General features: G+C 35.4%; 37 protein-coding genes. 1 reads left to right on the top strand and 36 read right to left on the bottom strand.

The annotated features are described in order from the left end of the window. Nucleotides 1–10: 10 nt before the first annotated feature. From NBRC110019_RS12180 to rpsL, 36 genes are all read right to left on the bottom strand, one after another. Nucleotides 11–1,294 carry a citrate synthase gene (locus tag NBRC110019_RS12180; RefSeq protein ID WP_281755236.1) on the bottom strand — a complete coding sequence of 428 codons (1,284 nt, stop codon included), beginning with the start codon at nucleotides 1,292–1,294 and terminating at the stop codon, nucleotides 11–13. Nucleotides 1,295–1,419: 125 nt separating this feature from the next. Further along, complete coding sequence (locus NBRC110019_RS12175) at nucleotides 1,420–3,036, bottom strand: glycogen synthase (protein WP_281755233.1); 1,617 nt, start codon at nucleotides 3,034–3,036, stop codon at nucleotides 1,420–1,422. Nucleotides 3,037–3,202: 166 nt separating this feature from the next. Then, complete coding sequence (gene eno, locus NBRC110019_RS12170) at nucleotides 3,203–4,495, bottom strand: phosphopyruvate hydratase (RefSeq protein ID WP_281755231.1); 1,293 nt, start codon at nucleotides 4,493–4,495, stop codon at nucleotides 3,203–3,205. A 12-nt stretch (nucleotides 4,496–4,507) separates the two neighbouring features. Further along, nucleotides 4,508–5,611: a glutamine-hydrolyzing carbamoyl-phosphate synthase small subunit gene (carA, locus tag NBRC110019_RS12165; protein ID WP_281755228.1), complete on the bottom strand. Its 1,104-nt coding sequence runs from the start codon at nucleotides 5,609–5,611 to the stop codon at nucleotides 4,508–4,510. A 109-nt stretch (nucleotides 5,612–5,720) separates the two neighbouring features. Continuing rightward, the gene (rplQ, locus tag NBRC110019_RS12160; RefSeq protein WP_281755227.1) at nucleotides 5,721–6,233 is read right to left on the bottom strand and encodes a 50S ribosomal protein L17; all 513 of its coding nucleotides are present in this window, start codon (nucleotides 6,231–6,233) and stop codon (nucleotides 5,721–5,723) included. 29 nt (nucleotides 6,234–6,262) lie between these two features. Further along, nucleotides 6,263–7,255 (bottom strand): DNA-directed RNA polymerase subunit alpha, encoded by a 993-nt coding sequence (locus NBRC110019_RS12155; RefSeq protein WP_281755225.1) that lies wholly within the window; start codon nucleotides 7,253–7,255, stop codon nucleotides 6,263–6,265. A 24-nt stretch (nucleotides 7,256–7,279) separates the two neighbouring features. After that, nucleotides 7,280–7,885, bottom strand: coding sequence for a 30S ribosomal protein S4 (rpsD, locus tag NBRC110019_RS12150; RefSeq protein WP_281755224.1), 606 nt, complete (start codon nucleotides 7,883–7,885; stop codon nucleotides 7,280–7,282). An 85-nt stretch (nucleotides 7,886–7,970) separates the two neighbouring features. Beyond that, nucleotides 7,971–8,369 (bottom strand): 30S ribosomal protein S11, encoded by a 399-nt coding sequence (gene rpsK / locus NBRC110019_RS12145; protein ID WP_281755222.1) that lies wholly within the window; start codon nucleotides 8,367–8,369, stop codon nucleotides 7,971–7,973. A gap of 12 nt (nucleotides 8,370–8,381) precedes the next feature. Then, nucleotides 8,382–8,756: a 30S ribosomal protein S13 gene (gene rpsM / locus NBRC110019_RS12140; protein ID WP_281755220.1), complete on the bottom strand. Its 375-nt coding sequence runs from the start codon at nucleotides 8,754–8,756 to the stop codon at nucleotides 8,382–8,384. 2 nt (nucleotides 8,757–8,758) lie between these two features. Beyond that, nucleotides 8,759–8,875: a type B 50S ribosomal protein L36 gene (ykgO, locus tag NBRC110019_RS12135; RefSeq protein WP_074978891.1), complete on the bottom strand. Its 117-nt coding sequence runs from the start codon at nucleotides 8,873–8,875 to the stop codon at nucleotides 8,759–8,761. A gap of 11 nt (nucleotides 8,876–8,886) precedes the next feature. Further along, nucleotides 8,887–9,102 (bottom strand): translation initiation factor IF-1, encoded by a 216-nt coding sequence (gene infA / locus NBRC110019_RS12130; RefSeq protein WP_006988529.1) that lies wholly within the window; start codon nucleotides 9,100–9,102, stop codon nucleotides 8,887–8,889. A 1-nt stretch (nucleotide 9,103) separates the two neighbouring features. Beyond that, nucleotides 9,104–10,453 carry a preprotein translocase subunit SecY gene (gene secY / locus NBRC110019_RS12125; protein WP_281755203.1) on the bottom strand — a complete coding sequence of 450 codons (1,350 nt, stop codon included), beginning with the start codon at nucleotides 10,451–10,453 and terminating at the stop codon, nucleotides 9,104–9,106. Nucleotides 10,454–10,466: 13 nt separating this feature from the next. Continuing rightward, the gene (gene rplO / locus NBRC110019_RS12120) at nucleotides 10,467–10,919 is read right to left on the bottom strand and encodes a 50S ribosomal protein L15 (RefSeq protein WP_281755201.1); all 453 of its coding nucleotides are present in this window, start codon (nucleotides 10,917–10,919) and stop codon (nucleotides 10,467–10,469) included. Between the two features lie 16 nt (nucleotides 10,920–10,935). Next, nucleotides 10,936–11,115 (bottom strand): 50S ribosomal protein L30, encoded by a 180-nt coding sequence (gene rpmD / locus NBRC110019_RS12115; RefSeq protein WP_281755198.1) that lies wholly within the window; start codon nucleotides 11,113–11,115, stop codon nucleotides 10,936–10,938. 12 nt (nucleotides 11,116–11,127) lie between these two features. Beyond that, a complete protein-coding gene (gene rpsE / locus NBRC110019_RS12110) occupies nucleotides 11,128–11,652 on the bottom strand; it encodes a 30S ribosomal protein S5 (protein WP_281755196.1) in 525 nt (174 codons plus the stop codon). 6 nt (nucleotides 11,653–11,658) lie between these two features. Further along, nucleotides 11,659–12,015 (bottom strand): 50S ribosomal protein L18, encoded by a 357-nt coding sequence (gene rplR, locus NBRC110019_RS12105; protein WP_281755194.1) that lies wholly within the window; start codon nucleotides 12,013–12,015, stop codon nucleotides 11,659–11,661. 11 nt (nucleotides 12,016–12,026) lie between these two features. Beyond that, nucleotides 12,027–12,569 (bottom strand): 50S ribosomal protein L6, encoded by a 543-nt coding sequence (rplF, locus tag NBRC110019_RS12100; protein WP_281755192.1) that lies wholly within the window; start codon nucleotides 12,567–12,569, stop codon nucleotides 12,027–12,029. A gap of 19 nt (nucleotides 12,570–12,588) precedes the next feature. Further along, on the bottom strand, nucleotides 12,589–12,987 hold the full coding sequence (rpsH, locus tag NBRC110019_RS12095) for a 30S ribosomal protein S8 (RefSeq protein WP_281755190.1): 399 nt from the start codon (nucleotides 12,985–12,987) through the stop codon (nucleotides 12,589–12,591). A 55-nt stretch (nucleotides 12,988–13,042) separates the two neighbouring features. Then, on the bottom strand, nucleotides 13,043–13,312 hold the full coding sequence (gene rpsN / locus NBRC110019_RS12090) for a 30S ribosomal protein S14 (RefSeq protein WP_281755188.1): 270 nt from the start codon (nucleotides 13,310–13,312) through the stop codon (nucleotides 13,043–13,045). A gap of 2 nt (nucleotides 13,313–13,314) precedes the next feature. Next, complete coding sequence (gene rplE, locus NBRC110019_RS12085; RefSeq protein WP_281755186.1) at nucleotides 13,315–13,866, bottom strand: 50S ribosomal protein L5; 552 nt, start codon at nucleotides 13,864–13,866, stop codon at nucleotides 13,315–13,317. Nucleotides 13,867–13,868: 2 nt separating this feature from the next. Beyond that, nucleotides 13,869–14,183: a 50S ribosomal protein L24 gene (gene rplX / locus NBRC110019_RS12080; RefSeq protein ID WP_281755184.1), complete on the bottom strand. Its 315-nt coding sequence runs from the start codon at nucleotides 14,181–14,183 to the stop codon at nucleotides 13,869–13,871. Nucleotides 14,184–14,198: 15 nt separating this feature from the next. Then, nucleotides 14,199–14,567: a 50S ribosomal protein L14 gene (gene rplN, locus NBRC110019_RS12075; protein WP_281755182.1), complete on the bottom strand. Its 369-nt coding sequence runs from the start codon at nucleotides 14,565–14,567 to the stop codon at nucleotides 14,199–14,201. A 2-nt stretch (nucleotides 14,568–14,569) separates the two neighbouring features. Beyond that, on the bottom strand, nucleotides 14,570–14,827 hold the full coding sequence (gene rpsQ / locus NBRC110019_RS12070; RefSeq protein ID WP_281755263.1) for a 30S ribosomal protein S17: 258 nt from the start codon (nucleotides 14,825–14,827) through the stop codon (nucleotides 14,570–14,572). A gap of 17 nt (nucleotides 14,828–14,844) precedes the next feature. Further along, on the bottom strand, nucleotides 14,845–15,036 hold the full coding sequence (rpmC, locus tag NBRC110019_RS12065) for a 50S ribosomal protein L29 (RefSeq protein WP_281755180.1): 192 nt from the start codon (nucleotides 15,034–15,036) through the stop codon (nucleotides 14,845–14,847). Between the two features lie 12 nt (nucleotides 15,037–15,048). Continuing rightward, the gene (gene rplP / locus NBRC110019_RS12060) at nucleotides 15,049–15,468 is read right to left on the bottom strand and encodes a 50S ribosomal protein L16 (RefSeq protein WP_281755178.1); all 420 of its coding nucleotides are present in this window, start codon (nucleotides 15,466–15,468) and stop codon (nucleotides 15,049–15,051) included. Between the two features lie 20 nt (nucleotides 15,469–15,488). Next, nucleotides 15,489–16,211, bottom strand: coding sequence for a 30S ribosomal protein S3 (gene rpsC, locus NBRC110019_RS12055; protein ID WP_281755176.1), 723 nt, complete (start codon nucleotides 16,209–16,211; stop codon nucleotides 15,489–15,491). 9 nt (nucleotides 16,212–16,220) lie between these two features. Next, the gene (rplV, locus tag NBRC110019_RS12050) at nucleotides 16,221–16,628 is read right to left on the bottom strand and encodes a 50S ribosomal protein L22 (RefSeq protein ID WP_281755175.1); all 408 of its coding nucleotides are present in this window, start codon (nucleotides 16,626–16,628) and stop codon (nucleotides 16,221–16,223) included. Between the two features lie 8 nt (nucleotides 16,629–16,636). Then, nucleotides 16,637–16,915 carry a 30S ribosomal protein S19 gene (gene rpsS, locus NBRC110019_RS12045; RefSeq protein WP_281755173.1) on the bottom strand — a complete coding sequence of 93 codons (279 nt, stop codon included), beginning with the start codon at nucleotides 16,913–16,915 and terminating at the stop codon, nucleotides 16,637–16,639. Between the two features lie 11 nt (nucleotides 16,916–16,926). Then, nucleotides 16,927–17,751 carry a 50S ribosomal protein L2 gene (gene rplB / locus NBRC110019_RS12040; RefSeq protein ID WP_281755171.1) on the bottom strand — a complete coding sequence of 275 codons (825 nt, stop codon included), beginning with the start codon at nucleotides 17,749–17,751 and terminating at the stop codon, nucleotides 16,927–16,929. A 13-nt stretch (nucleotides 17,752–17,764) separates the two neighbouring features. Next, nucleotides 17,765–18,055: a 50S ribosomal protein L23 gene (gene rplW / locus NBRC110019_RS12035; RefSeq protein WP_281755169.1), complete on the bottom strand. Its 291-nt coding sequence runs from the start codon at nucleotides 18,053–18,055 to the stop codon at nucleotides 17,765–17,767. Between the two features lie 8 nt (nucleotides 18,056–18,063). After that, nucleotides 18,064–18,693, bottom strand: coding sequence for a 50S ribosomal protein L4 (gene rplD, locus NBRC110019_RS12030; RefSeq protein ID WP_281755167.1), 630 nt, complete (start codon nucleotides 18,691–18,693; stop codon nucleotides 18,064–18,066). Beyond that, nucleotides 18,693–19,310, bottom strand: a complete 618-nt coding sequence (gene rplC, locus NBRC110019_RS12025) for a 50S ribosomal protein L3 (protein ID WP_281755165.1) — start codon at nucleotides 19,308–19,310, stop codon at nucleotides 18,693–18,695. The genes rplD and rplC overlap by 1 nt, the downstream gene beginning before the upstream one ends. Before the next feature lie 138 nt (nucleotides 19,311–19,448). Further along, on the bottom strand, nucleotides 19,449–19,754 hold the full coding sequence (gene rpsJ / locus NBRC110019_RS12020; RefSeq protein WP_007094989.1) for a 30S ribosomal protein S10: 306 nt from the start codon (nucleotides 19,752–19,754) through the stop codon (nucleotides 19,449–19,451). 10 nt (nucleotides 19,755–19,764) lie between these two features. Next, the gene (fusA, locus tag NBRC110019_RS12015; RefSeq protein WP_281755160.1) at nucleotides 19,765–21,891 is read right to left on the bottom strand and encodes an elongation factor G; all 2,127 of its coding nucleotides are present in this window, start codon (nucleotides 21,889–21,891) and stop codon (nucleotides 19,765–19,767) included. Between the two features lie 10 nt (nucleotides 21,892–21,901). Next, entirely contained in the window at nucleotides 21,902–22,378 is a 477-nt protein-coding gene (gene rpsG / locus NBRC110019_RS12010) for a 30S ribosomal protein S7 (protein ID WP_281755158.1), read from the bottom strand. Between the two features lie 22 nt (nucleotides 22,379–22,400). Continuing rightward, nucleotides 22,401–22,781 carry a 30S ribosomal protein S12 gene (rpsL, locus tag NBRC110019_RS12005; RefSeq protein WP_281755156.1) on the bottom strand — a complete coding sequence of 127 codons (381 nt, stop codon included), beginning with the start codon at nucleotides 22,779–22,781 and terminating at the stop codon, nucleotides 22,401–22,403. A 157-nt stretch (nucleotides 22,782–22,938) separates the two neighbouring features. Between rpsL and NBRC110019_RS12000 the strand changes: the two genes are divergently transcribed. Continuing rightward, entirely contained in the window at nucleotides 22,939–24,681 is a 1,743-nt protein-coding gene (locus tag NBRC110019_RS12000; RefSeq protein ID WP_281755154.1) for a BamA/TamA family outer membrane protein, read from the top strand. The last annotated feature ends 5 nt before the right edge of the window (nucleotides 24,682–24,686 follow it).

Raw genomic sequence — 24,686 nt, 5'->3', positions numbered from 1 at the left:
GCTTCAAATATTATCTATCGGCTATATCTTTATAATCTCTGGCGTTTTCACCAATATAAACCTGTCTTGGTCTTCCAATAGGTTCATTACGTAAACGCATCTCTCTCCATTGAGAAATCCAACCAGGTAGTCTACCAAGAGCAAACATAACGGTAAACATTTCTACCGGAATTCCTAAAGCTCTATAAATAATACCAGAGTAGAAATCTACGTTCGGATATAATTTTCTATCTACAAAGTACTGATCTTCTAAAGCCTCTTTTTCAAGTCCTTTAGCAATATCAAGAATAGGATCACTTACTCCTAAACTTTCTAGTACTTCATCTGCAGCTTTTTTAATGATACGAGCACGAGGATCAAAATTTTTGTAAACTCTGTGTCCAAATCCCATTAAACGGAACGGATCATCTTTATCCTTAGCCTTAGCCATATATTTTTTAGTGTCACCACCATCTGCTTTAATAGCTTCAAGCATTTCTAATACTGCTTGGTTAGCACCACCATGAAGTGGCCCCCAAAGAGCAGAAATACCTGCCGAAATAGAAGCAAAAAGACCCGCATGAGAAGAACCTACGATTCTCACTGTAGATGTAGAACAGTTTTGTTCGTGGTCACCATGCAAAATTAATAACTTTTGTAAAGCATCAATTACTACCTGATTTGGTTCATAAGCACGGTTTGGCTTCTGGAACATCATTTTAGCGAAGTTCTCTACATAACCTAAACTAGAATCCCCATAATCTAATGGCAAACCAGTTCTTTTATGATATGTCCAAGCTACTAAAATAGGGAACTTAGCTAACAATTTCACAATTGCTTTATACATATCACCTTCTGAAGCTACATTCACAGAAGATGGGTTAAAAGCAATAAGCGCGCTTGTTAACGAAGATAATACCCCCATTGGGTGTGCATACTTAGGGAAACCATCGATGATCTTCTTCATATCCTGATCAACAATAGCCTCATCATCTATATCTGATTTAAATTTTTTCAGCTGGTCTGAAGTTGGTAGCTCCCCAAATATTAATAGGTAAATTACTTCTAAAAAGGTAGCTTTCTCGGCTAAGTCTTCAATAGAGTACCCTCTATATCTCAAAATACCTTTTTCCCCATCTAAGTAGGTAATGGCACTTTCACAAGCTCCAGTATTTTTATACCCAGGGTCTATAGTAATTATACCTGAACCAGCACGTAATGTTTTAATATCAACAGCTATTTCATCTTCAGTTCCTTTAATTATGGGAAATTCAAATTTTTCACCATTGTATTCTAACGTTGCTTTATCTGACATTTTTTTATTTAAAAATTTTTAGTGAAGTATTTTATAAAAGATTTCTATTGCGAATTTACGAAAATAAACTGAATTGAATTGCGTATTCAAATCGTTCTTTGCTAATTTAGAATACAATATGTTTATTATCTCACAATATTCTCCTTAGAATTGCTTTCTGCACGGGGTTTTCTGCGCTTATTCTGTATTGGGGCATGATACGCCATTTTATACAACAACGTATAATAACGCTCTACAGAATTTTCCCAGGTGAATTTTTGACGTTTTGCAGCTCTAGATATACTTCTCCATCTAGTTTTATCATTAAAAAACAAATTAAGTAGCTCATCAAAAACTTGCATAAAGTTTATCTTCTTTTCCTCAAAGGTATCTCCTTCAAAAACAAAACCTGTTTTTTGATGTACAACAGTATCTTTTAACCCACCTGTATTATGTACTAAACATGGCTGTCCGCTTCTCATTGCCAACATCTGACTAATACCGCAAGGTTCAAATAAACTCGGCATTAAATAAAGTTTAGATTCCAGATATAAAGAATCTATCACCTCCTCAGACTGAACATTTACAAAAATAAAGTTATCATGTGCATAACTAAAGCTTCTAAACAACTCCTCGTAGTCTGGAGCACCTGTTCCTAAAAGGATATATATACCCTCATCCTTTTTGAGCCTTCTAAGCATACTTTCAAGCAGTGCAGGGTCTTCTTTAAAGAAATAAAACTTCTGCTCTGTTAATCTAGCCACACTAGAACAAATGAAAGCAGGCTTAACCTCTATTAGATTTACTACTTTTTCTGCGGTATGTTTTAAAAAGTCATGCTTATAAGATTTCTCTTCATCGTCTAAGCCCTTAAACAAAGCTCTTAAAATGTTTGGGTATAACTTACCTCTTTTAGCTATCGTATAGTTTTTGTAATTACATCCATTCAATATACCAAACAACCTACCCTCTAACTGAGCATTCTTTAAATCATTCTCTAAACCTTCGCCTCCTATAAAATGAGGAAAGTTACTAGGCTCTTGAATATTTTCTTTATAGGAATCAGAAACAGTATGTACAGTATCTGCAAACCTAATACCAACTGCCATTAAATTTATACAATCAGGATACCTAGGATCCTTCAATTTATCGTTATCGAAACTTATATATGGAAAGAACGCCTTCATAGATGAATAATTCCCATCAAAAGGACGAATTCCTTGTATGGCTAAATTATGTATGGAATACACAAATCTAATGTCATTTAAGGTCTGTTGATAATCTGGATGATATCTTCTCAATAATAACAATAAACTGGTATGCCAATCATGCAAATGGCAAATATCAAGTACATTAAAACTTTTCTGCTTTATAGCTTGAGCAACGGCGACCGTAAATAATGAAAAGGTACATGCATCAGTAAAAAATGGTTGGGTAAAATCATTCATATAGATGTCTGCTATATTTCCAGATTTAATATCTGGATGATCTATAACATAGTGACGTATATTTGGAATCTTTTTTTTACCCGGAACTTCATATAAATATGCTACAGTAGGCTGCCCTCTGTAAACAAAATGTAATTCTTCTATAAAGGTTCCTTTTAAATGCAATCTCCCATAAGCAGGAGTAACAACACTAACCATATCACCAGAAGCAGCTATATGGCGTGGAATGTCTCTAACTACGTCGCCCATCCCTCCAGCTTTACATAAAGGTATGGCATCATTTTCAGCGGATACAAATAAAAAATTTCGTTGCAAGATAACAGATTTTGAGTTTGATTTACAGCTCCGTTAAATTATTGATTATAAATCAAATAAAAAACCTTCTCACTATTAAAAAACTATTAAATACTAAATTTTAACGTTTTAAAATAAAAAAGCCTCTTAACAAGAGGCTTTTCATTAATTCTATGTACAATATTTCTTATTGCTGAACTTTAAAAGCTTTGGCTTGAGGATAGTAAGCTACCTTACCTAACTCTTCCTCAATTCTTAACAATTGATTGTATTTAGCCATACGGTCAGATCTTGAAGCTGAACCAGTTTTAATTTGACCACAATTTAAAGCAACTGCTAAATCTGCAATAGTATTATCTTCTGTTTCACCAGATCTGTGAGACATTACTGAAGTATACCCAGCGTTTTTAGCCATATTTACGGCAGCAATTGTTTCTGTTAAAGTACCAATCTGGTTTACTTTAATTAAGATAGAGTTACCAATACTTTGATCTATACCTCTTTCTAATCTTTCAACGTTAGTTACAAATAAATCATCACCTACTAATTGAACTTTATCCCCAACTTTTTCAGTTAAGTATTTCCAACCTTCCCAGTCGTTTTCATCCATACCATCTTCTATAGATAGAATTGGATATTTTTCACTAAGCTCAGCTAAATAATCTGCTTGCTCTTTAGAAGTTCTTACAACACCGGTTTCTCCTTCAAATTTAGTATAGTCATATTTTCCATCTACAAAAAACTCAGAAGCAGCACAGTCTAACGCAATTTTAATATCATCACCAAAAGTGTATCCTGCATTAGAAACAGCTTTAGCAATAGTATCAATAGCGTCTTCAGTACCTTCAAAAGTAGGAGCGAAACCTCCTTCATCACCTACAGCAGTACTTAAACCTCTGTCATGTAAAACTTTTTTAAGGTTATGGAATACTTCAGACCCCATTTGCATAGCATGTGTAAAGCTAGTTGCTTTAACAGGCATAATCATAAACTCTTGGAATGCTATAGGTGCATCAGAGTGAGAACCACCATTAATAATGTTCATCATAGGAACAGGAAGTGTGTTTGCACTAACACCACCTACGTAACGATAAAGCGGCATACCTAACTCATTAGCTGCAGCTTTAGCTGTTGCTAAAGAAACACCTAAAATAGCGTTAGCTCCTAATTTTCCTTTGTTAGGAGTACCGTCTAAAGCAATCATAGTATCGTCAATAAGATTTTGTTCAAATACCGACATACCTACTAATTCTTCAGCAATTACTTCATTAACATTTTTAACAGCGTTTAAAACACCTTTACCCATATAGTCTTTACCACCATCACGCAACTCAACAGCTTCGTGCTCTCCAGTTGATGCTCCTGATGGAACAGCAGCTCTACCAAGAATACCATTTTCTGTAACTACATCTACTTCTACAGTAGGGTTACCTCTTGAATCTAAAATTTGACGAGCGTGTACATTTACTATAATACTCATATTATTGTTATTTTAGTTAGTTTTAATATTTTCCAAAAATTGATCGAATAAATAAGAAGCATCGTGTGGTCCCGGACTAGCCTCAGGGTGGTATTGTACCGAGAATACTTTCTGATTCTTCATTTTTAATCCTGCAATTGTATTATCATTTAAATGTAAATGAGTAATCTCAACTTCAGGATGTTTTTCGGTTTCTTCACTACTTACAGCAAAACCGTGGTTTTGAGAAGTAATTTCTCCTTTTCCGCTTTCAAGATTCTTAACCGGGTGATTAATTCCTCTGTGTCCGTGGTGCATTTTATAAGTAGATATCCCATTTGCCAAAGCAATAATTTGGTGCCCTAAACAGATTCCAAACATTGGTGCATCTTCCTTAATCACCTCTTTAGCTACATTTATAGCCCCAGATAACGGTTGAGGGTCACCAGGTCCATTAGACAAGAAATAACCATTAGGCTCCCATGCCTTCATTTCTTCAAATGGAGTGTTGTACGGAAATACTTTTATATAGCAATCTCTTTGAGCTAAATTTCTTAGAATATTAGTTTTAATACCCAAATCTAGCGCAGCCACTTTATACGTAGCATCTTCGTTACCATAAAAATAAGGCTCTTTAGTTGATACTTTAGAAGCCAACTCCAAACCATTCATATCCGGTACTTGGGAAAGTTTTTCTCTTAATGCTTCTAACTGATCAACTTCTGTAGAAATAACAGCATTTTGTGCTCCATTATCTCTAATATATGCCACTAACGCTCTGGTGTCAACGTCTGATATAGCAAACAAATTATTATTTTCTAAAAAATCCTCTAAAGAAAGATCGGCAGCTACTCTTGAATAATCAAAACTGAAATTTTTACAAACCAGACCAGCAATTTTAACGCCGTCAGATTCAATTTCGTCTTTATTAGTTCCGTAATTACCAATATGGGCATTTGTAGTAACCATTATTTGCCCAAAATAAGAAGGATCGGTAAAAATTTCCTGATAACCGGTCATTCCGGTGTTAAAACAAACCTCTCCAAATGCAGTACCTTCTCGGCCTACAGCTTTTCCATAAAAAACAGTACCATCTGCTAATAATAGAACTGCCTTTTTTCTCGCTTTATATTTCATCTATATAGGTCTAAAAGTGATGTTTGAAATATGATACAAAATAACACAAAAAAAAGGATAAACTAAAAAGTTTATCCTTCTAAAATTTAATAATATTTAAAAACAAATGTTATTCATTCGTTTTGTCATTAGCTTCTTCGTTAGTAGCCTCTGTAGCTGGTTGCTCAGCACCTTCTTCAGCTTTTTTAGATCTACCTCTACGAGTAGATTTCTTCTTAGCTGGTTTACCTGCATTGTAAAGTTCGTTAAAATCAACTAACTCTATCATTGCCATATCAGCGTTATCCCCTAAACGATTACCTAGTTTAATAATTCTAGTATATCCTCCTGGTCTATCACCAACTTTATCAGCTACAGCACCAAATAATTCAGTAACTGCATATTTACTTCTTAATTCACTAAAAACAATTCTTTTATTGTGAGTGCTACCAGCAATCTCCTTATTGTTTTCAGTTTTAGCCTTAGTAATAAGAGGCTCCACAAACTGCTTAAGTGCTTTAGCTTTGGCAACAGTAGTATTAATACGCTTATGTTCTATTAAAGAACATGCCATATTAGCTAGCATAGCTTTTCTATGAGCAGTTTTTCTTCCTAAATTATTGATCTTATTTCCGTGTCTCATTTTCCTATGTATTACACTTTAGCCAACAGCTAATCTTTATCTAATTTATATTTTGATAAATCCATTCCGAAGTGTAGGCTCTTATTATGAACAAGCTCTTCTAACTCTGTTAAAGATTTTTTACCAAAGTTTCGGAATTTCATTAAGTCATTCTTATTGAAAGATACTAAATCTCCTAGTGTATCAACTTCTGCAGCTTTTAAACAGTTTAATGCTCTTACAGAAAGATCCATATCTACCAACTTAGTTTTAAGTAACTGGCGCATATGTAATGATTCTTCATCATATGTTTCTGTTTGTGCAATTTCATCTGCTTCTAATGTTATACGTTCATCTGAGAATAACATGAAGTGGTGAATTAATGTTTTTGCAGCTTCAGTTAAAGCATCCTTTGGATGAATAGAACCATCGGTGATGATTTCAAAAACTAATTTTTCATAATCAGTTTTTTGTTCTACACGATAGTTTTCTATACTATATTTTACGTTCTTAACAGGAGTGTAGATAGAATCGGTAGCTATAACACCTAGCGGCGCATTTGGCTTTTTGTTCTCTTCAGCAGGAACATAACCTCTACCTTTTTCTATAGTGATTTCCATGTTTAGTGTAATATCAGATTCCATATTACAGATAACTAAATCCGGATTCAAAACTTGAAATCCGGAAATAAATTTTTGGAAATCGCCAGCAGTTAATTGTTCTGTTCCTCCTACTGAAATAGACACTGTTTCATTGTCAATATCTTCAATCTGTCTCTTAAAACGTACTTGTTTTAAATTCAGAATAATTTCTGTAACATCTTCAACTACTCCGGGAATAGTAGAGAACTCATGCTCTACTTTATCAATTCTTATCGAACTGATAGCGAACCCTTCAAGCGAAGATAATAGAACTCTTCGTAATGCGTTACCAACGGTCAATCCATATCCAGGTTCTAAAGGGCGGAATTCAAACTTCCCTTCAAAATCTGAAGAATCAATCATTATAACTTTATCGGGCTTTTGAAAATTAAATAATGCCATAGTATGACTGCTGTCTTTTATTTATTATTTAGAGTATAACTCGACGATTAACTGTTCTTTAATGTTTTCAGGAATCTGAAGTCTTTCAGGAACAGCTACAAATGTACCTTCTTTCTTTTCCGTATTCCAAGTAATCCATTCGTAAACAGTACTGTTCGCAGCTAATGAGTTTTCAATTACCTCTAAAGATTTAGATTTTTCTCTTACACCTACAACATCACCTGCTTTCATTGCATAAGATGGTATATTTACAATCTCTCCGTTAACTGTAATGTGACGGTGTGAAACTAATTGACGAGCACCTCTTCTTGATGGAGCTACTCCCATTCTGTAAACAACGTTATCTAAACGAGACTCGCATAATTGTAATAATACCTCACCTGTAACCCCTTTGCTACGGTTAGCTTTTTCGAATAGGTTTCTGAACTGACGCTCTAATATACCATATGTATATTTTGCTTTTTGCTTCTCCATTAACTGGATTGCATATTCAGATTTTTTACCTCTTCTACGGTTATTACCATGTTGACCTGGAGGATAATTTCTTTTTTCGAAAGATTTATCATCTCCAAAAATTGCTTCACCAAACTTACGAGCAATTTTAGTTTTTGGACCAGTATATCTTGCCATTTCTTTAAAAATTATTAAGGGCGATTATGAATTAAGGCTATCCTTCGATAATCGTATCAGCGCCCTTAAATGTTATGAATTATAATTAAACTCTTCTTCTTTTTGGAGGACGACATCCATTATGAGGTAGTGGAGTAACGTCTATTATTTCTGTAACTTCAATCCCTGTGTTATGAAGAGATCTGATTGCAGATTCTCTACCATTACCAGGTCCTTTTACAAAAACTTTAACCTTGCGTAAACCAGCTTCATTTGCAACTTTAGCAGCATCTTCGGCAGCTACCTGAGCAGCGTAAGGAGTATTCTTTTTAGAACCTCTGAACCCCATTTTACCGGCAGATGACCAAGAAATAACGTCACCTTTCTTATTTGTTAAAGAAATAATGATATTATTAAAAGTAGCAGAAATGTGTGCCTCACCAACTGATTCTACTATAACTTTACGCTTTTTAGAACTTTTTGCAGTTTTATTCGACTTTGCCATTGTAACTACTTATTATTTGGTTGCCTTCTTCTTGTTAGCAACAGTTTTTCTTTTACCTTTTCTAGTTCTAGAGTTATTCTTAGTACGCTGACCACGTAACGGTAAACCAGCTCTATGACGAATTCCTCTTTGACATCCAATATCCATTAAACGTTTAATGTTTAATTGAATTTCTGAACGTAATTCTCCTTCTATTGTGAAAATACCAACAGCATCACGAATACGACCTATTTCGTCATCATTCCAATCTGATACTTTTTTATTCTCATCTACTTGAGCTGTTTCTAAGATTTCTTTAGCTCTACTTTTACCTATACCAAAGATATATGTTAAAGATATAACACCTCTTTTGTTGTTTGGTATATCTACACCTGCGATTCTAGCCATAATTATCCTTGTCTTTGTTTAAATCTAGGATTCTTTTTGTTAATTACGTACAATCTCCCCTTACGACGCACAATCTTGCACTCGGGACTTCTCTTTTTCAGTGATGCTCTTACTTTCATCTAACTACTATTTAATATCTATAAGTAATTCTTGCTTTTGAAAGATCATATGGGCTCATTTCAAGCTTCACTTTATCTCCAGGTAATAACTTAATGTAATGCATACGCATTTTACCAGAGATGTGTGCTGTTACCACATGACCATTTTCTAACTCTACTCTAAACATTGCATTAGACAATGCTTCAATAATGGTTCCGTCTTGTTCTATTGCCGACTGTTTTGCCATATTATGCTGATACTTTTCTGTTTTTACCAGTTTTCATTAAACCATCATAATGTCTATTCAACAAGTATGAATTCACTTGTTGCATCGTATCTATAGCAACACCTACCATAATTAACAAGGAAGTACCACCATAAAACATAGCCCAAGCTTGTTGAATACCAGCATTATTTGCTAATGCAGGCAGAACCGCTATACAAACTAAGAATAATGAGCCAGGGAATGTGATTAACGACATAATTTTGTCTAAATAATCAGCTGTTTCTGTACCAGGACGTACTCCAGGAATAAACCCTTGACTTCTCTTAAGATCATCTGCCATTTTACTAGTTGGCACCATGATAGCTGTATAAAAGTATGTGAAAATGATTATCAACAATGCAAATACTAAGTTATACCAAAACCCGAACATGTTACTGAAGGCTGTTTTAACCCCCTGTGCTGTTTCAGAATCTGATAAACCTGCTAATAAGCCTGGCACAAACATAATTGCTTGAGCAAAGATAATTGGCATAACCCCAGAAGAGTTAAGTTTAAGAGGGATAAACTGACGAGCTCCACCCATCACATTTTTCTCCTCATATCCTCCAGTTGCAGTTCTTCTTGCATACTGAACACCAATTTGCCTAACAGCCATTACCAGCATAATACTTAGTAATATAACCACAAACCAAACAATAACTTCAATTAAAATTACCATCCATCCACCGTTGTTCTCGGTAACTCTAGAGGCAATTTCTTGCATGAATGCTTGTGGAAGTCTAGCAATAATACCTACCATGATTAATAAAGAGATACCATTACCAATACCTTTATCCGTAATCTTTTCACCCAGCCACATTGCAACAATGGTACCCGTTACTAAGATAATTACAGAAGGTATAATGAAATCAAGACCTTGACCTTTAACAAAAGCTGATTCTGGAACACCTAATTGTTTTAATCCCCAAAGGTAAGCTGGTGCCTGAACAATACAAATACCAATAGTTAACCATCTGGTAATTTGGTTGATTGTTTTTCTTCCGCTTTCCCCTTCATTTTGTAATTTTTGAAGATAAGGAATTGCAAGGCCCATTAACTGTACTACAATTGAAGCCGAAATATACGGCATAATACCTAACGCAAACACAGATGCTTTTGCAAATGCCCCACCAGTAAAGGCGTTAAGAATATCTAACAATCCTCCACCACTGGTTTTATTTGTAAGTTCAGATAATTGCGCAGTGTCAATACCTGGAAGAGCTACATGAGATCCAAATCTATACACTAATAACAAAGTTAATGTAAGAATTACTCTCTCACGCAATTCTTTAATGTTCCAAATATTGGTTAATGTCTCAAAAAATTTTTTCATGGTTGCTTATTGGTTATAAACTCACAGCTTCACCACCAGCCGCTTCAATAGCAGCTTTAGCGCTAGCAGTAAATTTATGAACGGTTACTTTTAATTTAGATTTTAATTCTCCTCCTCCAAGGATTTTAACTAACTCAGTTTTCTTGGCTAAACCATTAGCTACAATAACATCTAAATCTACAGTGTCTGTTACAACACCGTTATCAACCATTTCTTGTAATTTACCTAAATTGATACCAACATACTCCTTGCGGTTAAAGTTTTTAAACCCAAACTTAGGAACACGTCTTTGAAGTGGCATTTGCCCACCTTCAAAACCAATCTTTTTAGAATAACCAGAACGAGATTTAGCTCCTTTATGACCTCTTGTAGCTGTGCCTCCTTTTCCGGAACCTTCACCTCTACCAACTCTTTTTCCGTCTTTGTGAACTGAACCTTCTGCCGGTTGTAAGTTACTTAAACTCATAATACACTATCTATTATTAAGCTTCCTCAACAGAAACTAAGTGTTTAACTTTATTTACCATACCAAGGATATTTGAAGTAGCTTCATGTTCCACTACCTGACCAATACCTTTAAGACCAAGTGCCTCAAGCGTTCTTTTTTGGTTTTCAGGACGCTTAATTTTACTTTTTACTTGTGTAACTTTAATCTTTGCCATTTTATCCTTGTTTTATCCTTTAAAAACTTTTTCTAAAGAAACTCCTCTTTGAGCTGCTATCGTACGAGCGTCTCTTAATTGTAATAAAGCATCAAAAGTTGCTTTTACAACATTGTGAGGGTTAGATGATCCTTGAGATTTCGATAATACATCGTGTACACCTACAGCTTCTAATACTGAACGTACTGCACCACCTGCAATTACCCCAGTACCATGAGAAGCCGGTTGAATATAAACTCTTGCTCCACCGTATTTACCTTTTTGCTCATGAGGTAATGTACCTTTATTTAAAGGAATTCTTACTAAGTTCTTTTTAGCATCCTCAACCGCTTTAGAAATAGCGTCTGCAACTTCTTTAGATTTACCTAAACCATGTCCTACAACACCATTCTCATCACCTACTACTACAATAGCAGAAAATCCGAATGCTCTACCACCTTTGGTTACTTTGGTAACTCTTTGTACGCCTACTAAACGATCTTTTAATTCAAGCCCGCTAGGTTTAACTAGTTCTACGTTTTTATAATTCTGATACATAATTTCTTAGAATTTAAGTCCTGCTTCTCTAGCTCCTTCAGCTAATGATTTAACTCTACCATGGTATAAATATCCACCTCTATCAAAAGAGATTGAATCTACACCTGCTTTTAAAGCCTTCTCTGCAATCGACTTACCTACAAGCGCAGCTTTCTCACTTTTAGTTGCTTTTACAGAACTGATATCTTTATCTCTTGAAGATGCAGCAGTAATGGTAACACCATTTACATCATCCACTAATTGAGCATAGATCTCATTATTACTTCTAAAAACAGCCAATCTTGGTTTCTCAGTGGTTCCATTAACCACTTTTCTGATTCTGTTCTTAATACGTTGTCTTCTTTCAGTCTTTGATAATGCCATATTGCTAATTATTAAGCTGATTTACCTGCTTTTCTTCTTATTACTTCACCTACAAACTTAACACCTTTACCTTTATATGGTTCTGGCTTACGGAATGAACGGATTTTAGCCGCTACTAAACCTACTAATTGTTTATCGTGTGAAGTTAATTTAACGATTGGGTTTTTACCTTTTTCAGATACGGTCTCCACTTTTACTTCTGGCGCTAACTCTAATACAATATTATGAGAAAAACCTAAAGCTAAGTCTAACTTCTGACCTTGATTACTAGCTCTGTAACCTACCCCAACTAATTCTAATTCTTTAGTAAAACCTTCTGAAACTCCAACAACCATATTATTGATTAAAGCTCTGTACAAACCATGTTTAGCACTATGAGCTTTTGTTTCTCCATTTGGTTCTAAAACTAATTGTCCATCCTCTTGCTTTACAGCAACGTCTTTAACTTCCTGAGTTAATTCGCCTAATTTCCCTTTTACTGTAATTAGTTCACCATTAATGGTTACTGTAACACCTGCAGGTACTTTAATTGGACTTTTACCTATTCTTGACATTTCTTCTTGTCTTTAAATTTTAGTAAACGTAACACAAAACTTCACCACCAACATTATCAAGCTTAGCTTGTTTGCTTGTCATTACCCCATGAGAAGTAGAAACAATAGCAATACCTAAACCATTTAAAACTCTTGGCAATTCCGATTTACCAGCATATTTACGTAAACCTGGTTTACTAACACGCTCAATCTTTCTAATTACAGGCTCTTTAGTAGCTTTATTATATTTCAAAGCAATTTTAATAGAACCTTGTACTGAATTATCTTCAAACTTATAGCTTAAGATATACCCCTGATCAAATAAGATCTTAGTAATTTCTTTTTTAAGGTTTGAAGCAGGTATTTCTACCACTCTGTGCCCTGCGCTATTAGCGTTTCTAATTCTTGTTAAATAATCTGCAATAGGATCTGTATACATCTATATTAATTTGCGGTAATAGTTTTCTAAAAGAACTTACTACCAATTTATAATCTTACCAACTTGCCTTTTTAACTCCAGGAATTAACCCTTTGTTAGCCATTTCTCTAAACATTACACGAGAAACGCCAAAAGTACGCATATACCCTTTTGGTCTACCAGTTAATTTACAACGATTATGTAAACGAACAGGTGAAGAATTTTTTGGTAATTTTTGTAATGCTTCGTAATCTCCAGCTTCTTTTAAAGCTTTTCTTTTCTCTGCATATTTATCTACCAATGCCTGTCTTTTAACCTCGCGGGCTTTCATTGATTCTTTAGCCATACTTAATTCTTTTTAAAAGGTAATCCTAATTCGGTTAATAGTGATTTAGCTTCTTTATCTGTTTCTGCAGATGTAACAAATGTTATATCCATACCAGAAATTCTGTGAATTTTATCAATATTGATTTCTGGGAAAATAATTTGCTCAGTAACACCTAAGTTATAATTTCCTCTACCATCAAATCCGGTAGCGTTAATCCCATGAAAATCTCTTACCCTTGGTAGTGCAGATGTAATAAGTCTATCTAAAAACTCATACATTCTTTCACCACGTAAAGTAACTTTTGCACCGATAGGCATACCTTTACGTAATTTAAAAGTAGCAACGTCCTTTTTAGAAATAGTAGCAACCGCTTTCTGGCCAGTGATTTTAGTTAACTCTTCAACAGCATAATCAATCATCTTCTTATCAGCAACTGCTGCACCAACACCACGGCTAACAACTATTTTGTTAAGAACAGGAACCTGCATCACGTTCTTATATCCGAATTCTTCTGTAAGAGCAGCAACAACTTTGTCCTTATACTCTTGTTTTAATCTTGGAACGTAAGCCATAATTATAATACTTCTTTAGATTTTTTTGAAAATCTTACTTTCTTACCATCACGTTCTTCAAAACCAACTCTGGTAGCCTCGTTTGACTTAGGATCTAACAAAGATAAGTTTGAAATATGTATTGGTGCTTCCTTCTCTACGATTCCACCTTGAGGATTAGTAGCACTAGGCTTTGTATGCTTAGACACTTTGTTTAACCCTTCAACAATCGCTTTATTCTTTTCACGATCTACTTTTAGTACAGTACCTGTTTGACCTTTATGATCTCCGGCAATAACTTTAACAGTATCTCCTGATTTTATTTTAAGCTTTATCATTTCTATACATCAGTATTAAAGCACCTCTGGTGCTAATGATACAATCTTCATAAATTGTTTATCACGAAGTTCTCTGGCAACAGGACCAAATACACGTGTACCTCTCATTTCGCCAGCAGGGTTTAATAAAACACAAGCATTATCATCGAAACGGATATAAGAACCATCAGGTCTTCTTACTTCTTTTCTGGTACGTACAACAACTGCAGTAGAAACTTGTCCTTTTTTAACGCTACCGTTAGGAGTTGAATCTTTTACTGTAACAACTATCTTGTCACCTACAGAAGCATATCTTCTTTTTGTACCACCTAAAATACGGATTGCTAAAACCTCTTTAGCTCCAGTATTATCAGCTACTTTTAATCTAGACTCTTGTTGTACCATAATTACTTCGCTCTTTCAAGGATTTCAACTAACCTCCAACATTTGGTTTTACTCAATGGACGAGTCTCCATTATTTTTACTGTATCACCAATATTGCAATCGTTCTTTTCGTCGTGTGCAACATATTTTTTTGTTTTCAACACGAACTTACCGTACATAGGGTGTTTAACACGTTTAACTTCTGAAACCACGATAGATTTCTCCATTTTATTGCTAGTAACTACCCCTACTCTTTCTTTTCTTAAATTTCTATTTTCCATCATAAAGCAGAATAGAATTATTGTAATTCTCTTTTTGTAAGCTCTGAAGCTAATCTTGCCACTGTTTTTCTTACACTTCTAATTTGAAGTGGGTTCTCTAACGGTGTAATAGCATGAGCCATTTTTAAATCTGCATAATTTTTCTTGTATTCACCAAGCTTCTCTTGTAGCTCAGCAACAGATAATTCTTTGATCTCTGACTGTTTCATAATTAAAAAAAATTAAGCTGAATAATCTCGTGCTACAACAAACTTTGTTCTTACCGGCAGTTTCTGAGCTGCAAGACGTAAAGCTTCTTTAGCTACATCCATAGGCACTCCACCTACTTCAAACATAATTCTACCTGGTTTCACAACAGCTGCCCAGTATTCCGGAGCACCTTTACCTTTACCCATACGTACCTCTAGAGGCTTCTTAGTAATAGGTTTATCTGGAAATATCTTAATCCACAATTGACCTTCTCTCTTCATGTAACGAGTTGCAGCAACACGAGCCGCCTCTATTTGACGTGAAGTTATGAATGAAGAATCCATTGATTTAATACCAAACATACCATTTGAAAGCTGAAAACCTCTCTGAGAGATCCCTTTCATACGGCCTTTCTGCTGTTTTCTAAATTTGGTTCTTTTTGGCTGTAACATTTTTACCTTTCTTTATAAAATTACTTTCTACGGCGAGATTTTCTTTGCCCGGAATTATTATTTCCACCTTTTCCGCCTTGCTTCTTAGACATTCCTACAAGCGGAGACAACTCTCTCTTACCGTACACTTCGCCTTTCATAATCCACACCTTAATACCCAATCTACCATAAGTAGTATGAGCTTCATCAAGTGCGTAATCAATGTCAGCTCTAAAAGTAGATAAAGGAATTCTTCCTTCCTTATAAGATTCAGAACGTGCCATCTCAGCACCATTTAAACGACCTGAAATTTGAATTTTGATACCTTCTGCATTCATACGAATAGCAGCAGCAATAGCCATTTTAATTGCTCTTCTGTACGAAATTCTATTTTCGATCTGACGAGCAATACTTGCAGCAACTAAATTCGCATCAAGCTCCGGTCTTTTAATTTCAAAGATGTTAATCTGAACCTCTTTTTCGGTAATTTTCTTAAGCTCTTCTTTTAGCTTGTCTACCTCCTGACCGCCTTTACCAATAATGATACCTGGACGAGCCGTGGTGATAGTAACGGTTACAAGCTTCAAAGTTCTTTCGATAATTACACGAGAAACACTAGCTTTAGATAAACGAGCATGAACATACTTTCTGATTTTATCATCTTCAGCTAACTTATCTCCGTAATCATTTCCTCCATACCAGTTAGACTCCCATCCTCTGATAATTCCAAGGCGATTTCCGATTGGATTTGTCTTTTGTCCCATTTCTCTATCTTAGCTTTGAGTGTTATTATTAGATCCAAGCACAACTGTTACGTGGTTGGAACGTTTTCTAATTCTATGAGCACGACCTTGTGGTGCAGGACGTAATCTTTTTAACATCGTACCACCGTCTACTCTAATTTCTTTGATGAATAAATCTGCATCCTCTAAACTTGCCTCTTCATTCTTTGCTTGCCAGTTTGCAATAGCAGACAACACAAGTTTCTCTAATTTGCGAGACGCCTCTTTACTATTGAATTTCAATATAGCAAGCGCTTTTTCTACTTTCTGACCTCTAACTAAATCTGCAACGATTCTCATTTTACGAGGAGAAGTAGGGCAGTTATTCAACTTAGCAAAAGCTAAACTCTTTTTAGCTTCTTTTATCTCTTCTGCTTTGTTTCTTTTACGAACTCCCATGGCTTACTTTATTTTTTTCCTTTATTTTTTGCACCAGCATGACCTCTAAAAGATCTTGTTGGAGAAAACTCACCCAATTTATGTCCTACCATGTTTTCTGTAACATACACAGGAACAAATTGCTTACCATTATGAACAGCTATTGTTTGACCAACAAAATCTGGAGTAATCATAGAAGCTCTAGACCATGTTTTAATAACTGTTTTCTTACCTGACTCTATATTAGCTTGTACTTTCTTATCTAAACTGTAATGTACAAAAGGTCCTTTTTTAAGTGAACGTGCCATTTCTTACTGTTTTATTTCTTTCTACGTTCTACAATATACTTATTACTAGCCTTAGTCTTAGTACGAGTTCTAAATCCTTTAGCCGGTAATCCTTTCCTAGATCTTGGGTGACCTCCTGAAGATCTACCTTCACCACCACCCATTGGGTGATCTACTGGGTTCATTACTACTGGTCTAGTTCTTGGTCTTCTTCCTAACCATCTGCTTCTACCAGCTTTACCACCAACAACTAACTGATGATCTGAATTAGACACTACCCCAACCGTTGCAAAACAATCTGCTAAAACCATACGAGTTTCACCAGAAGGCAACTTAATAGTAGCATATTTCCCGTCTTTTGCCATTAACTGAGCAAAAGCTCCTGCAGAACGCGCCATTACAGCTCCTTGACCAGGACGTAATTCAACACAAGAAACAATAGTACCTAGAGGAATATCACTTAGCGGCATTGCATTACCAATTTCTGGAGCAGCATCTGCACCCGAAACGATAGTTTGCCCTACCTGTAAACCATTTTGTGCTATAACATAACTTTTCTCACCATCAGTATACTGTACTAATGCTATGAAAGCAGTTCTGTTAGGATCGTACTGAATAGAAACAACTGTAGCCTCAACTCCAGTTTTATTTCTTTTAAAATCAATAATACGATACTTTCTCTTATGACCACCACCAATATAGCGCATAGTCATTTTTCCTTGACTGTTTCTACCTCCCGACTTTTTTAACGGAGCAAGCAAGCTTTTCTCCGGCTTATCAGCAGTAATCGCGTCAAATTCGTTTACTACTCTAAATCGCTGTCCGGGAGTAATCGGTTTTAATTTTCTAACTGACATCTTTCGTCTTTACTTATATATTACTATAAAAATCGATAGTCTCTCCTTCTGCTACTTGAACAATCGCCTTCTTAACAGCATTTGTTTTACCATGCTGAATTCCGGTTTTTGTGTAACGTGTTTTTCTCTCAGGGCCGTAATTCATAGTACGAACTTTTTCTACAGTAACCCCGTAAGTTGCCTCAACAGCTTTTTTGATCTCAACTTTGTTTGCATTAGTAGCAACAAAAAAACCATAACGGTTGTTGATTTCGCTATCAGCGGTAACTTTTTCCGTAATAATTGGTTTAATTAACACACTCATTTCGTTACTTATTTACTTAAATTCGACTCAATTCCTTCTAATGCTCCTTCTAAAAACACTAGGTTATTTGCATTTACAATCTTGTAAGTGTTTAATTCTGAAGGGGTTACAACTTCAGATCCTTTTAAATTGCGTGACGACAAATATACATTTTTATTTGAATCACCCAACACTATAAGCGATTTTTTTCCATCTAACTGTAATGCTTTCAAAACGTTAGAGAATTCTTTAGTGCTTGGAGTTTCAAAATTAAGATCTTCTAAAACTAAGATTGATTGCTCTTTCGCCTTTAAACTTAAAGCTGATCTTCTAGCAACCTTCTTAAGACTTTTACTCAATTTTTGAGTATAATCCTTTGGTCTTGGTCCAAAAATTCTACCACCACCAACAAAAACAGGAGATTTAATACTACCAGCTCTAGCAGTACCAGTTCCTTTTTGTTTTTTAATCTTTCTAGTACTACCTGCAATCTCAGCTCTTTCTTTAGCCTTGTGCGTACCTTGACGTTGATTTGCCAAATACTGCTTAACATCTAAGTAAACAGCGTGATTGTTTGGCTCTATACCAAAAACAGCATTAGAAAGCTCAACCTTTCTACCTGTTTCTTTTCCATTACTATTTAAAACTGCTACTTCCATTACTTGTCAATGATTACATAAGCATTTTTGTGACCAGGAACACACCCTTTAACAACTAAAAGGTTTTTATCTGCAACCACTTTCAATACTTTTAAGTTTTCTACTGTTACTCTTTTTGCACCAGTTCTACCTGCCATACGCATTCCTTTGAATACACGTGATGGGTAAGATGAAGCACCAACAGAACCAGGAGCTCTTAAACGGTTATGCTGACCGTGAGTTGACTGCCCAACTCCGGCAAAACCGTGTCTTTTAACAACACCTTGGAAACCTTTACCTTTTGATGTTCCCGATACAAATACAAATTCTCCTTCATTAAAGTGCTCTACCGTAATAGTATCACCTAATTTATAACCTTCTTCGAAATCTTGGAATTCAACAACTTTCTTTTGAGGAGCAACACCAGCTTTTTTAGCATGACCTAATTCAGCCTTATTAGCACGTTTTTCCTCTTTGTCATCGAAACCAAGTTGAAGAGCCTCATACCCGTCAACCTCTTTGGTTCTGACTTGGGTAACTACGCATGGACCAGCTTGAATCACTGTACAAGGAATATTTTTCCCGTTTTCATCAAAGATGCTGGTCATTCCGATTTTTTTACCAATTAACCCAGACATAGTTATTATTAATTAAACATTTGTTATTAAAAATTCAGGGTCAAAACACATTTTAACCCTGAATGTATTTTTTCCGTTTTTCCCTTGCTAACAAGCTCAGGACATGTTTAGGAAGAAGTCTTTCCTCCTATATGGTACTTATACCTTGATCTCTACTTCAACCCCACTTGGTAACTCTAACTTCATTAACGCATCAATCGTTTTTGAAGAAGAACTGTAGATATCTAATAATCTTTTATAAGAGCTTAATTGAAACTGCTCTCTAGATTTTTTGTTTACGTGTGGAGAACGTAATACAGTAAATATCTTTTTGTGAGTTGGTAACGGAATTGGTCCCGTAACAACAGCACCTGTTGTTTTTACCGTTTTAACAATCTTCTCAGCAGACTTGTCTACTAAATTATGATCGTAAGACTTTAATTTTATTCTAATTTTTTGACTCATTTCTTAAAATTTAAGCTTCAACACCTTTAGCCTTTTTAATTACCTCTTCAGAGATATTAGAAGGAGTTTCAGCATAGTGAGAAAATTCCATAGTTGAAGTTGCTCTACCAGAAGATAACGTTCTTAAAGAAGTAACATAACCAAACATTTCAGATAAAGGTACTGTAGCCTTAATAGACTTAGCCCCATTTCTATCATCCATACTACTAACTTGTCCACGACGACGGTTTAAGTCACCAACAATATCACCCATATTTTCTTCAGGAGTAATCACCTCTAACTTCATAATAGGCTCCATAACAACAGCTCTAGCAGCTTTAGCAGCTACTTTATACCCCATCTTAGCAGCCAATTCAAAAGATAAACCATCAGAATCCACAGGGTGGAAAGATCCGTCTTTTAAGGTAACCTTCATAGCATCCATTTCGAATCCAGCTAAAGGACCATTCTTCATAGCCTCTTTAAATCCTTTTTCTACGTTAGGAATATATTCTTTTGGTACGTTACCTCCTTTTACTTGATTAACAAACTCAAGTCCAACTTTACCTTCTTCAGCAGGCTCCATTGTAAACACAATATCAGCAAATTTACCACGACCACCAGACTGCTTTTTATAAACCTCTCTGTGATTTGCATCTGCAGTAATAGCTTCCTTGTACTCAACCTGTGGTTGACCTTGGTTAACTTCAACCTTAAACTCACGTCTTAAACGATCAACGATGATATCTAAGTGTAACTCACCCATTCCTGAGATAATAGTTTGCCCAGAAGCCTCATCAGTCTTAACTTGGAACGTAGGATCTTCTTCAGCTAATTTAGCTAAAGCCATACCTAACTTATCTACATCAGCTTTTGTTTTTGGCTCTACAGCAATACCAATTACCGGATCAGGAAACTCCATACTCTCTAATACAATAGGATGTTTCTCATCAGATAACGTATCTCCAGTTTTAATATCTTTAAAACCTACAGCAGCTCCAATATCACCAGCTTCAATAAAATCAATAGCATTTTGTTTGTTAGAGTGCATTTGGTAAATACGAGAAATACGCTCTTTTTTACCAGAACGGTTATTCAACACATAAGAACCAGCATCTAAACGACCAGAATACGCACGGAAGAACGCTAAACGACCAACAAATGGGTCTGTCGCAATCTTAAACGCTAACGCAGCAAACGGATCATTTACAGATGGCTTACGAGTAACCTCTTCTTCCGTAACAGGATTAATACCTACAATATCATCCTTATCAATAGGAGATGGTAAATATCTACACACAGCATCTAACAAGAACTGTACACCTTTATTTTTAAATGAAGAACCACAAGTCATTGGGATAATAGCCATATCCATAACAGCAGCTCTTAATGCAGCGTGAACCTCATCTTCAGTAATAGAGTTTTCATCTTCAAAGAACTTCTCCATTAATTCTTCATCATACTCAGCAACTGCTTCAATTAAATGAGCTCTATACTCACTTACCTCATCAGCCATATCTGCAGGGATATCAACTACATCAAAAGTAGACCCAAAGTTATCTTCATGCCATACAATAGCACGGTTTTTAACCAAATCTACAACCCCTCTAAAATCAGCTTCATCACCAATAGGCAATACAATTGGCACCGCATTAGAACCTAACATCTCTTTAACCTGCTTACACACGTTTAAGAAGTTAGAACCCTGACGGTCCATTTTGTTTACAAACCCCATACGTGGAACTTTGTAATTATCAGCTAACCTCCAGTTAGTCTCAGACTGAGGCTCTACACCATCAACAGCACTAAACAAGAAAACCAATCCATCAAGAACTCTTAACGAACGGTTTACCTCTACTGTAAAATCAACGTGACCAGGAGTATCAATTATATTAAACTGGTAACCTTTAGCATCTTCAGTAGGAACTCCATTTTCTCTTGGAAACTGCCACTCACATGTAGTAGCCGCAGAGGTAATAGTAATACCACGCTCTTGCTCTTGCTCCATCCAGTCCATAGTTGCAGCACCATCATGCACCTCTCCTATTTTATGACTAACTCCAGCATAAAACAAAACACGCTCTGTAGTTGTTGTTTTACCAGCATCAATATGTGCTGCAATCCCAATATTTCTGGTGTATTTTAAATCTCTTCCCATTTTTTATATTTTAGAATCTAAAGTGTGAGAATGCTTTATTCGCTTCAGCCATTTTATGAGTATCAACTCTTTTCTTAACAGCAGCACCTTCTTCTTTCGCTGCAGCTAAGATTTCTGAAGCCAACCTCTGAGCCATTGATTTCTCATTTCTCTTACGAGCATACCCAATCAACCACTTCATAGCCATAGAGATTTTTCTATCTGGTCTAATCTGCATAGGAATTTGAAACGTAGCACCTCCGACTCTACGACTTCTCACTTCAACGTGAGGCATCACATTAGATAACGCATCTTTCCAAATCTCTAAAGCAGTTTTTTCTTCGTCGTTTTTCTTTTGATCTACAATTTCAATCGCATCGTAGAACACTTTAAAAGCAACCGACTTCTTACCGTCCCACATTAAGTTATTAACAAAACGTGTAACTAATTGATCATTAAATTTTGGATCCGGTAAAAGTGGTCTTTTTTTCGCCTGTCTTTTTCTCATTTCTTCTAATTAAAAGTTATGATTACTTTTTATCTTTTGGGCGTTTTGCTCCGTATTTTGATCTACGTTGCGTTCTACCTTGAACACCAGCGGTATCTAAAGCACCACGAACAATGTGATACCTTACCCCTGGTAAATCTTTTACCCTTCCGCCTCTTACTAATACTATCGAGTGCTCCTGTAAATTGTGTCCCTCTCCTGGGATGTATGCGTTCACTTCATTTCCATTCGTTAAACGAACACGCGCTACTTTACGCATCGCTGAGTTCGGTTTCTTAGGAGTTGTTGTGTAAACACGCGTACAAACACCTCTTCTTTGAGGACACGAATCCAAAGCAGCCGATTTACTCTTCTTAGTAATACTGACTCTTCCTTTTCGTACTAATTGTGAAATTGTTGGCATAATTTACTTTACAATAAACATTTAATTTTAAATAAACTCTCTTTTTAGAGGGTGGCAAAGGTAAAAATTATTTTCAATTATTCAAATCTTAATCGATTAATTTTCACACCTTTATTATTCCCATCCTTAAAGAAACACTCCTTTAAAAAAAATTATCTTGATTTTCTATATAACTTTACCAACAAGAAACGTTATAACCACTAAAACAAAACAACAACACAAAGCCATGCAAGCACTTATAAAAAACACACTACTACTATCTTGCATGCTCTTCACCTATCACCCAGCCCTATCACAAGAACTAACACTTGGAATAAAAATAGCAGACAGTACAACACTCAAACAAAATAACATAGAAATCAACTACACCCAAAAACACAACAACATTAAATCACTTCAACAAGAAGTAAAAACATTTCTATCTAAACTCGAAGAACACGGATTTTACAGCCACAAAATAGACTCATTATCACAAACAAACAATATCTACCATTATTACATCTCAACAAACAACAAAATTAACACCATAATCTTAAACAGTTCTCAGCCAAACATCAACCAATACTTCCACAACATAAAATTCCCAATCCTAACAACACCAGAAAATTTAACAACCCAACTAAACAACCTCACAAAAGTATTAGATCAAAAAGGCTACCTTTTCACCAAAGTAACACTAACCAACCTATACACATCTAAAGATTCACTAACAACAACAATTAAAACAACACCTGTTGAAAAACGAAAAATAGACACCATCTTAATTAAAGGCTATACAAATTTCCCTAAAAGCTTTCTATCCTATTACGCAAGACTCAAAAAAGGAAATACCTTAAGCATTGAAGAAACGAAAACCAAAACAGAATTAATCAATCAACTCACTTTTGCCTCCATACAGAAAAACTCAGAAATTCTATTCACCAAAGACACCACCAAACTATACTTATATATAAACAAAACCACCAGCAACTATTTTGATGGTTATTTAGGATTTAGCACCAACGAAGAAACCAACAAACTAACCTTTAACGGAACCGTTAACATACAGCTCACAAACAACCTAAACACAGGAGAAGAAATAAAAATATACTGGAAAAACACAGGAGAATCGCAAAGCACTTTTACAGCATCAGGTAATTTCCCGTACCTTTTCAACACCCCTATATCCTTAAACACCTCTTTAAATATATTAAAACAAGACAGCACATATGCCACCACAACAACCAAACTCAATCCCTCATACACCATTAAAACCAATAACCACCTAGGAGGAGTATACCAACAAATAAAATCAACCAACACCCTTTCAGACAGCAACACTCAAACCCTTGCAGATTACACCACAACGTTATACGGACTAAGCTACACTTATAGTGAAAACCCAACATTAAACCCTCTAACACAAACCAAACAATTATCGCTAATCACATCAACCGGCTATCGCAAAACTAACAACACAACAACCCCACAGCAAACCATAGAATTTAACACGTATCACCAATTTAATATTACAGAAAACTCTAAATTATTCACTCAAAACAACACCCAAACACTACTTTCTAAAAACTATCTAGAGAATGAACAGTATCTTTTGGGCGGCATAAATAGCATAAGAGGATTTGACGAAAACAGCATTTCAGCTAATTTTTACACGGTAACTAACATAGAATACCGAAGCTTATTATCTAAAAATTTATACATACACTCCATCACCGATTTTTGCTACTTTGAAAACAAAAAAACATCCACCAAAAACCACCTGTTTGGCTTAGGACTTGGAATAGGAATTATTAAGAAAACTAGCATTTTTAAACTAAATTACGCCATTGGGTTAACAAATGAAACTGATGAAAAATTAAACAATTCTAAAATACATATCAGTTATTCTACATTCTTCTAATTTTT

Source organism: Neptunitalea chrysea (assembly GCF_027924145.1).
Lineage (GTDB): Bacteria > Bacteroidota > Bacteroidia > Flavobacteriales > Flavobacteriaceae > Neptunitalea > Neptunitalea chrysea.
Note: the sequence above shows the minus strand (reverse complement) of the source record. Positions and strands in the feature narration are given on the sequence as shown.

What these genes read in the sequence shown, in the direction of transcription:
- NBRC110019_RS12180 (WP_281755236.1), bottom strand. Translation starts at nt 1,294, where the DNA reads ATGTCAGATAAAGCAACGTTAGAATACAATGGTGAAAAATTTGAATTT.
- eno (WP_281755231.1), bottom strand. Translation starts at nt 4,495, where the DNA reads ATGAGTATTATAGTAAATGTACACGCTCGTCAAATTTTAGATTCAAGA.
- carA (WP_281755228.1), bottom strand. Translation starts at nt 5,611, where the DNA reads ATGAAATATAAAGCGAGAAAAAAGGCAGTTCTATTATTAGCAGATGGT.
- rplQ (WP_281755227.1), bottom strand. Translation starts at nt 6,233, where the DNA reads ATGAGACACGGAAATAAGATCAATAATTTAGGAAGAAAAACTGCTCAT.
- NBRC110019_RS12155 (WP_281755225.1), bottom strand. Translation starts at nt 7,255, where the DNA reads ATGGCATTATTTAATTTTCAAAAGCCCGATAAAGTTATAATGATTGAT.
- rpsD (WP_281755224.1), bottom strand. Translation starts at nt 7,885, where the DNA reads ATGGCAAGATATACTGGTCCAAAAACTAAAATTGCTCGTAAGTTTGGT.
- rpsK (WP_281755222.1), bottom strand. Translation starts at nt 8,369, where the DNA reads ATGGCAAAGTCGAATAAAACTGCAAAAAGTTCTAAAAAGCGTAAAGTT.
- rpsM (WP_281755220.1), bottom strand. Translation starts at nt 8,756, where the DNA reads ATGGCTAGAATCGCAGGTGTAGATATACCAAACAACAAAAGAGGTGTT.
- ykgO (WP_074978891.1), bottom strand. Translation starts at nt 8,875, where the DNA reads ATGAAAGTAAGAGCATCACTGAAAAAGAGAAGTCCCGAGTGCAAGATT.
- infA (WP_006988529.1), bottom strand. Translation starts at nt 9,102, where the DNA reads ATGGCAAAACAGTCGGCAATAGAACAAGACGGAACCATTATTGAAGCA.
- secY (WP_281755203.1), bottom strand. Translation starts at nt 10,453, where the DNA reads ATGAAAAAATTTTTTGAGACATTAACCAATATTTGGAACATTAAAGAA.
- rplO (WP_281755201.1), bottom strand. Translation starts at nt 10,919, where the DNA reads ATGAGTTTAAGTAACTTACAACCGGCAGAAGGTTCAGTTCACAAAGAC.
- rpmD (WP_281755198.1), bottom strand. Translation starts at nt 11,115, where the DNA reads ATGGCAAAGATTAAAGTTACACAAGTAAAAAGTAAAATTAAGCGTCCT.
- rpsE (WP_281755196.1), bottom strand. Translation starts at nt 11,652, where the DNA reads ATGTATCAGAATTATAAAAACGTAGAACTAGTTAAACCTAGCGGGCTT.
- rplR (WP_281755194.1), bottom strand. Translation starts at nt 12,015, where the DNA reads ATGGCATTATCAAAGACTGAAAGAAGACAACGTATTAAGAACAGAATC.
- rplF (WP_281755192.1), bottom strand. Translation starts at nt 12,569, where the DNA reads ATGTCAAGAATAGGTAAAAGTCCAATTAAAGTACCTGCAGGTGTTACA.
- rpsH (WP_281755190.1), bottom strand. Translation starts at nt 12,987, where the DNA reads ATGTATACAGATCCTATTGCAGATTATTTAACAAGAATTAGAAACGCT.
- rpsN (WP_281755188.1), bottom strand. Translation starts at nt 13,312, where the DNA reads ATGGCTAAAGAATCAATGAAAGCCCGCGAGGTTAAAAGACAGGCATTG.
- rplE (WP_281755186.1), bottom strand. Translation starts at nt 13,866, where the DNA reads ATGGCTTACGTTCCAAGATTAAAACAAGAGTATAAGGACAAAGTTGTT.
- rplX (WP_281755184.1), bottom strand. Translation starts at nt 14,183, where the DNA reads ATGATAAAGCTTAAAATAAAATCAGGAGATACTGTTAAAGTTATTGCC.
- rplN (WP_281755182.1), bottom strand. Translation starts at nt 14,567, where the DNA reads ATGGTACAACAAGAGTCTAGATTAAAAGTAGCTGATAATACTGGAGCT.
- rpsQ (WP_281755263.1), bottom strand. Translation starts at nt 14,827, where the DNA reads ATGGAAAATAGAAATTTAAGAAAAGAAAGAGTAGGGGTAGTTACTAGC.
- rpmC (WP_281755180.1), bottom strand. Translation starts at nt 15,036, where the DNA reads ATGAAACAGTCAGAGATCAAAGAATTATCTGTTGCTGAGCTACAAGAG.
- rplP (WP_281755178.1), bottom strand. Translation starts at nt 15,468, where the DNA reads ATGTTACAGCCAAAAAGAACCAAATTTAGAAAACAGCAGAAAGGCCGT.
- rpsC (WP_281755176.1), bottom strand. Translation starts at nt 16,211, where the DNA reads ATGGGACAAAAGACAAATCCAATCGGAAATCGCCTTGGAATTATCAGA.
- rplV (WP_281755175.1), bottom strand. Translation starts at nt 16,628, where the DNA reads ATGGGAGTTCGTAAAAGAAACAAAGCAGAAGAGATAAAAGAAGCTAAA.
- rpsS (WP_281755173.1), bottom strand. Translation starts at nt 16,915, where the DNA reads ATGGCACGTTCACTTAAAAAAGGACCTTTTGTACATTACAGTTTAGAT.
- rplB (WP_281755171.1), bottom strand. Translation starts at nt 17,751, where the DNA reads ATGTCAGTTAGAAAATTAAAACCGATTACTCCCGGACAGCGATTTAGA.
- rplW (WP_281755169.1), bottom strand. Translation starts at nt 18,055, where the DNA reads ATGAGTGTGTTAATTAAACCAATTATTACGGAAAAAGTTACCGCTGAT.
- rplD (WP_281755167.1), bottom strand. Translation starts at nt 18,693, where the DNA reads ATGGAAGTAGCAGTTTTAAATAGTAATGGAAAAGAAACAGGTAGAAAG.
- rplC (WP_281755165.1), bottom strand. Translation starts at nt 19,310, where the DNA reads ATGTCTGGGTTAATTGGTAAAAAAATCGGAATGACCAGCATCTTTGAT.
- rpsJ (WP_007094989.1), bottom strand. Translation starts at nt 19,754, where the DNA reads ATGAGTCAAAAAATTAGAATAAAATTAAAGTCTTACGATCATAATTTA.
- fusA (WP_281755160.1), bottom strand. Translation starts at nt 21,891, where the DNA reads ATGGGAAGAGATTTAAAATACACCAGAAATATTGGGATTGCAGCACAT.
- rpsG (WP_281755158.1), bottom strand. Translation starts at nt 22,378, where the DNA reads ATGAGAAAAAGACAGGCGAAAAAAAGACCACTTTTACCGGATCCAAAA.
- rpsL (WP_281755156.1), bottom strand. Translation starts at nt 22,781, where the DNA reads ATGCCAACAATTTCACAATTAGTACGAAAAGGAAGAGTCAGTATTACT.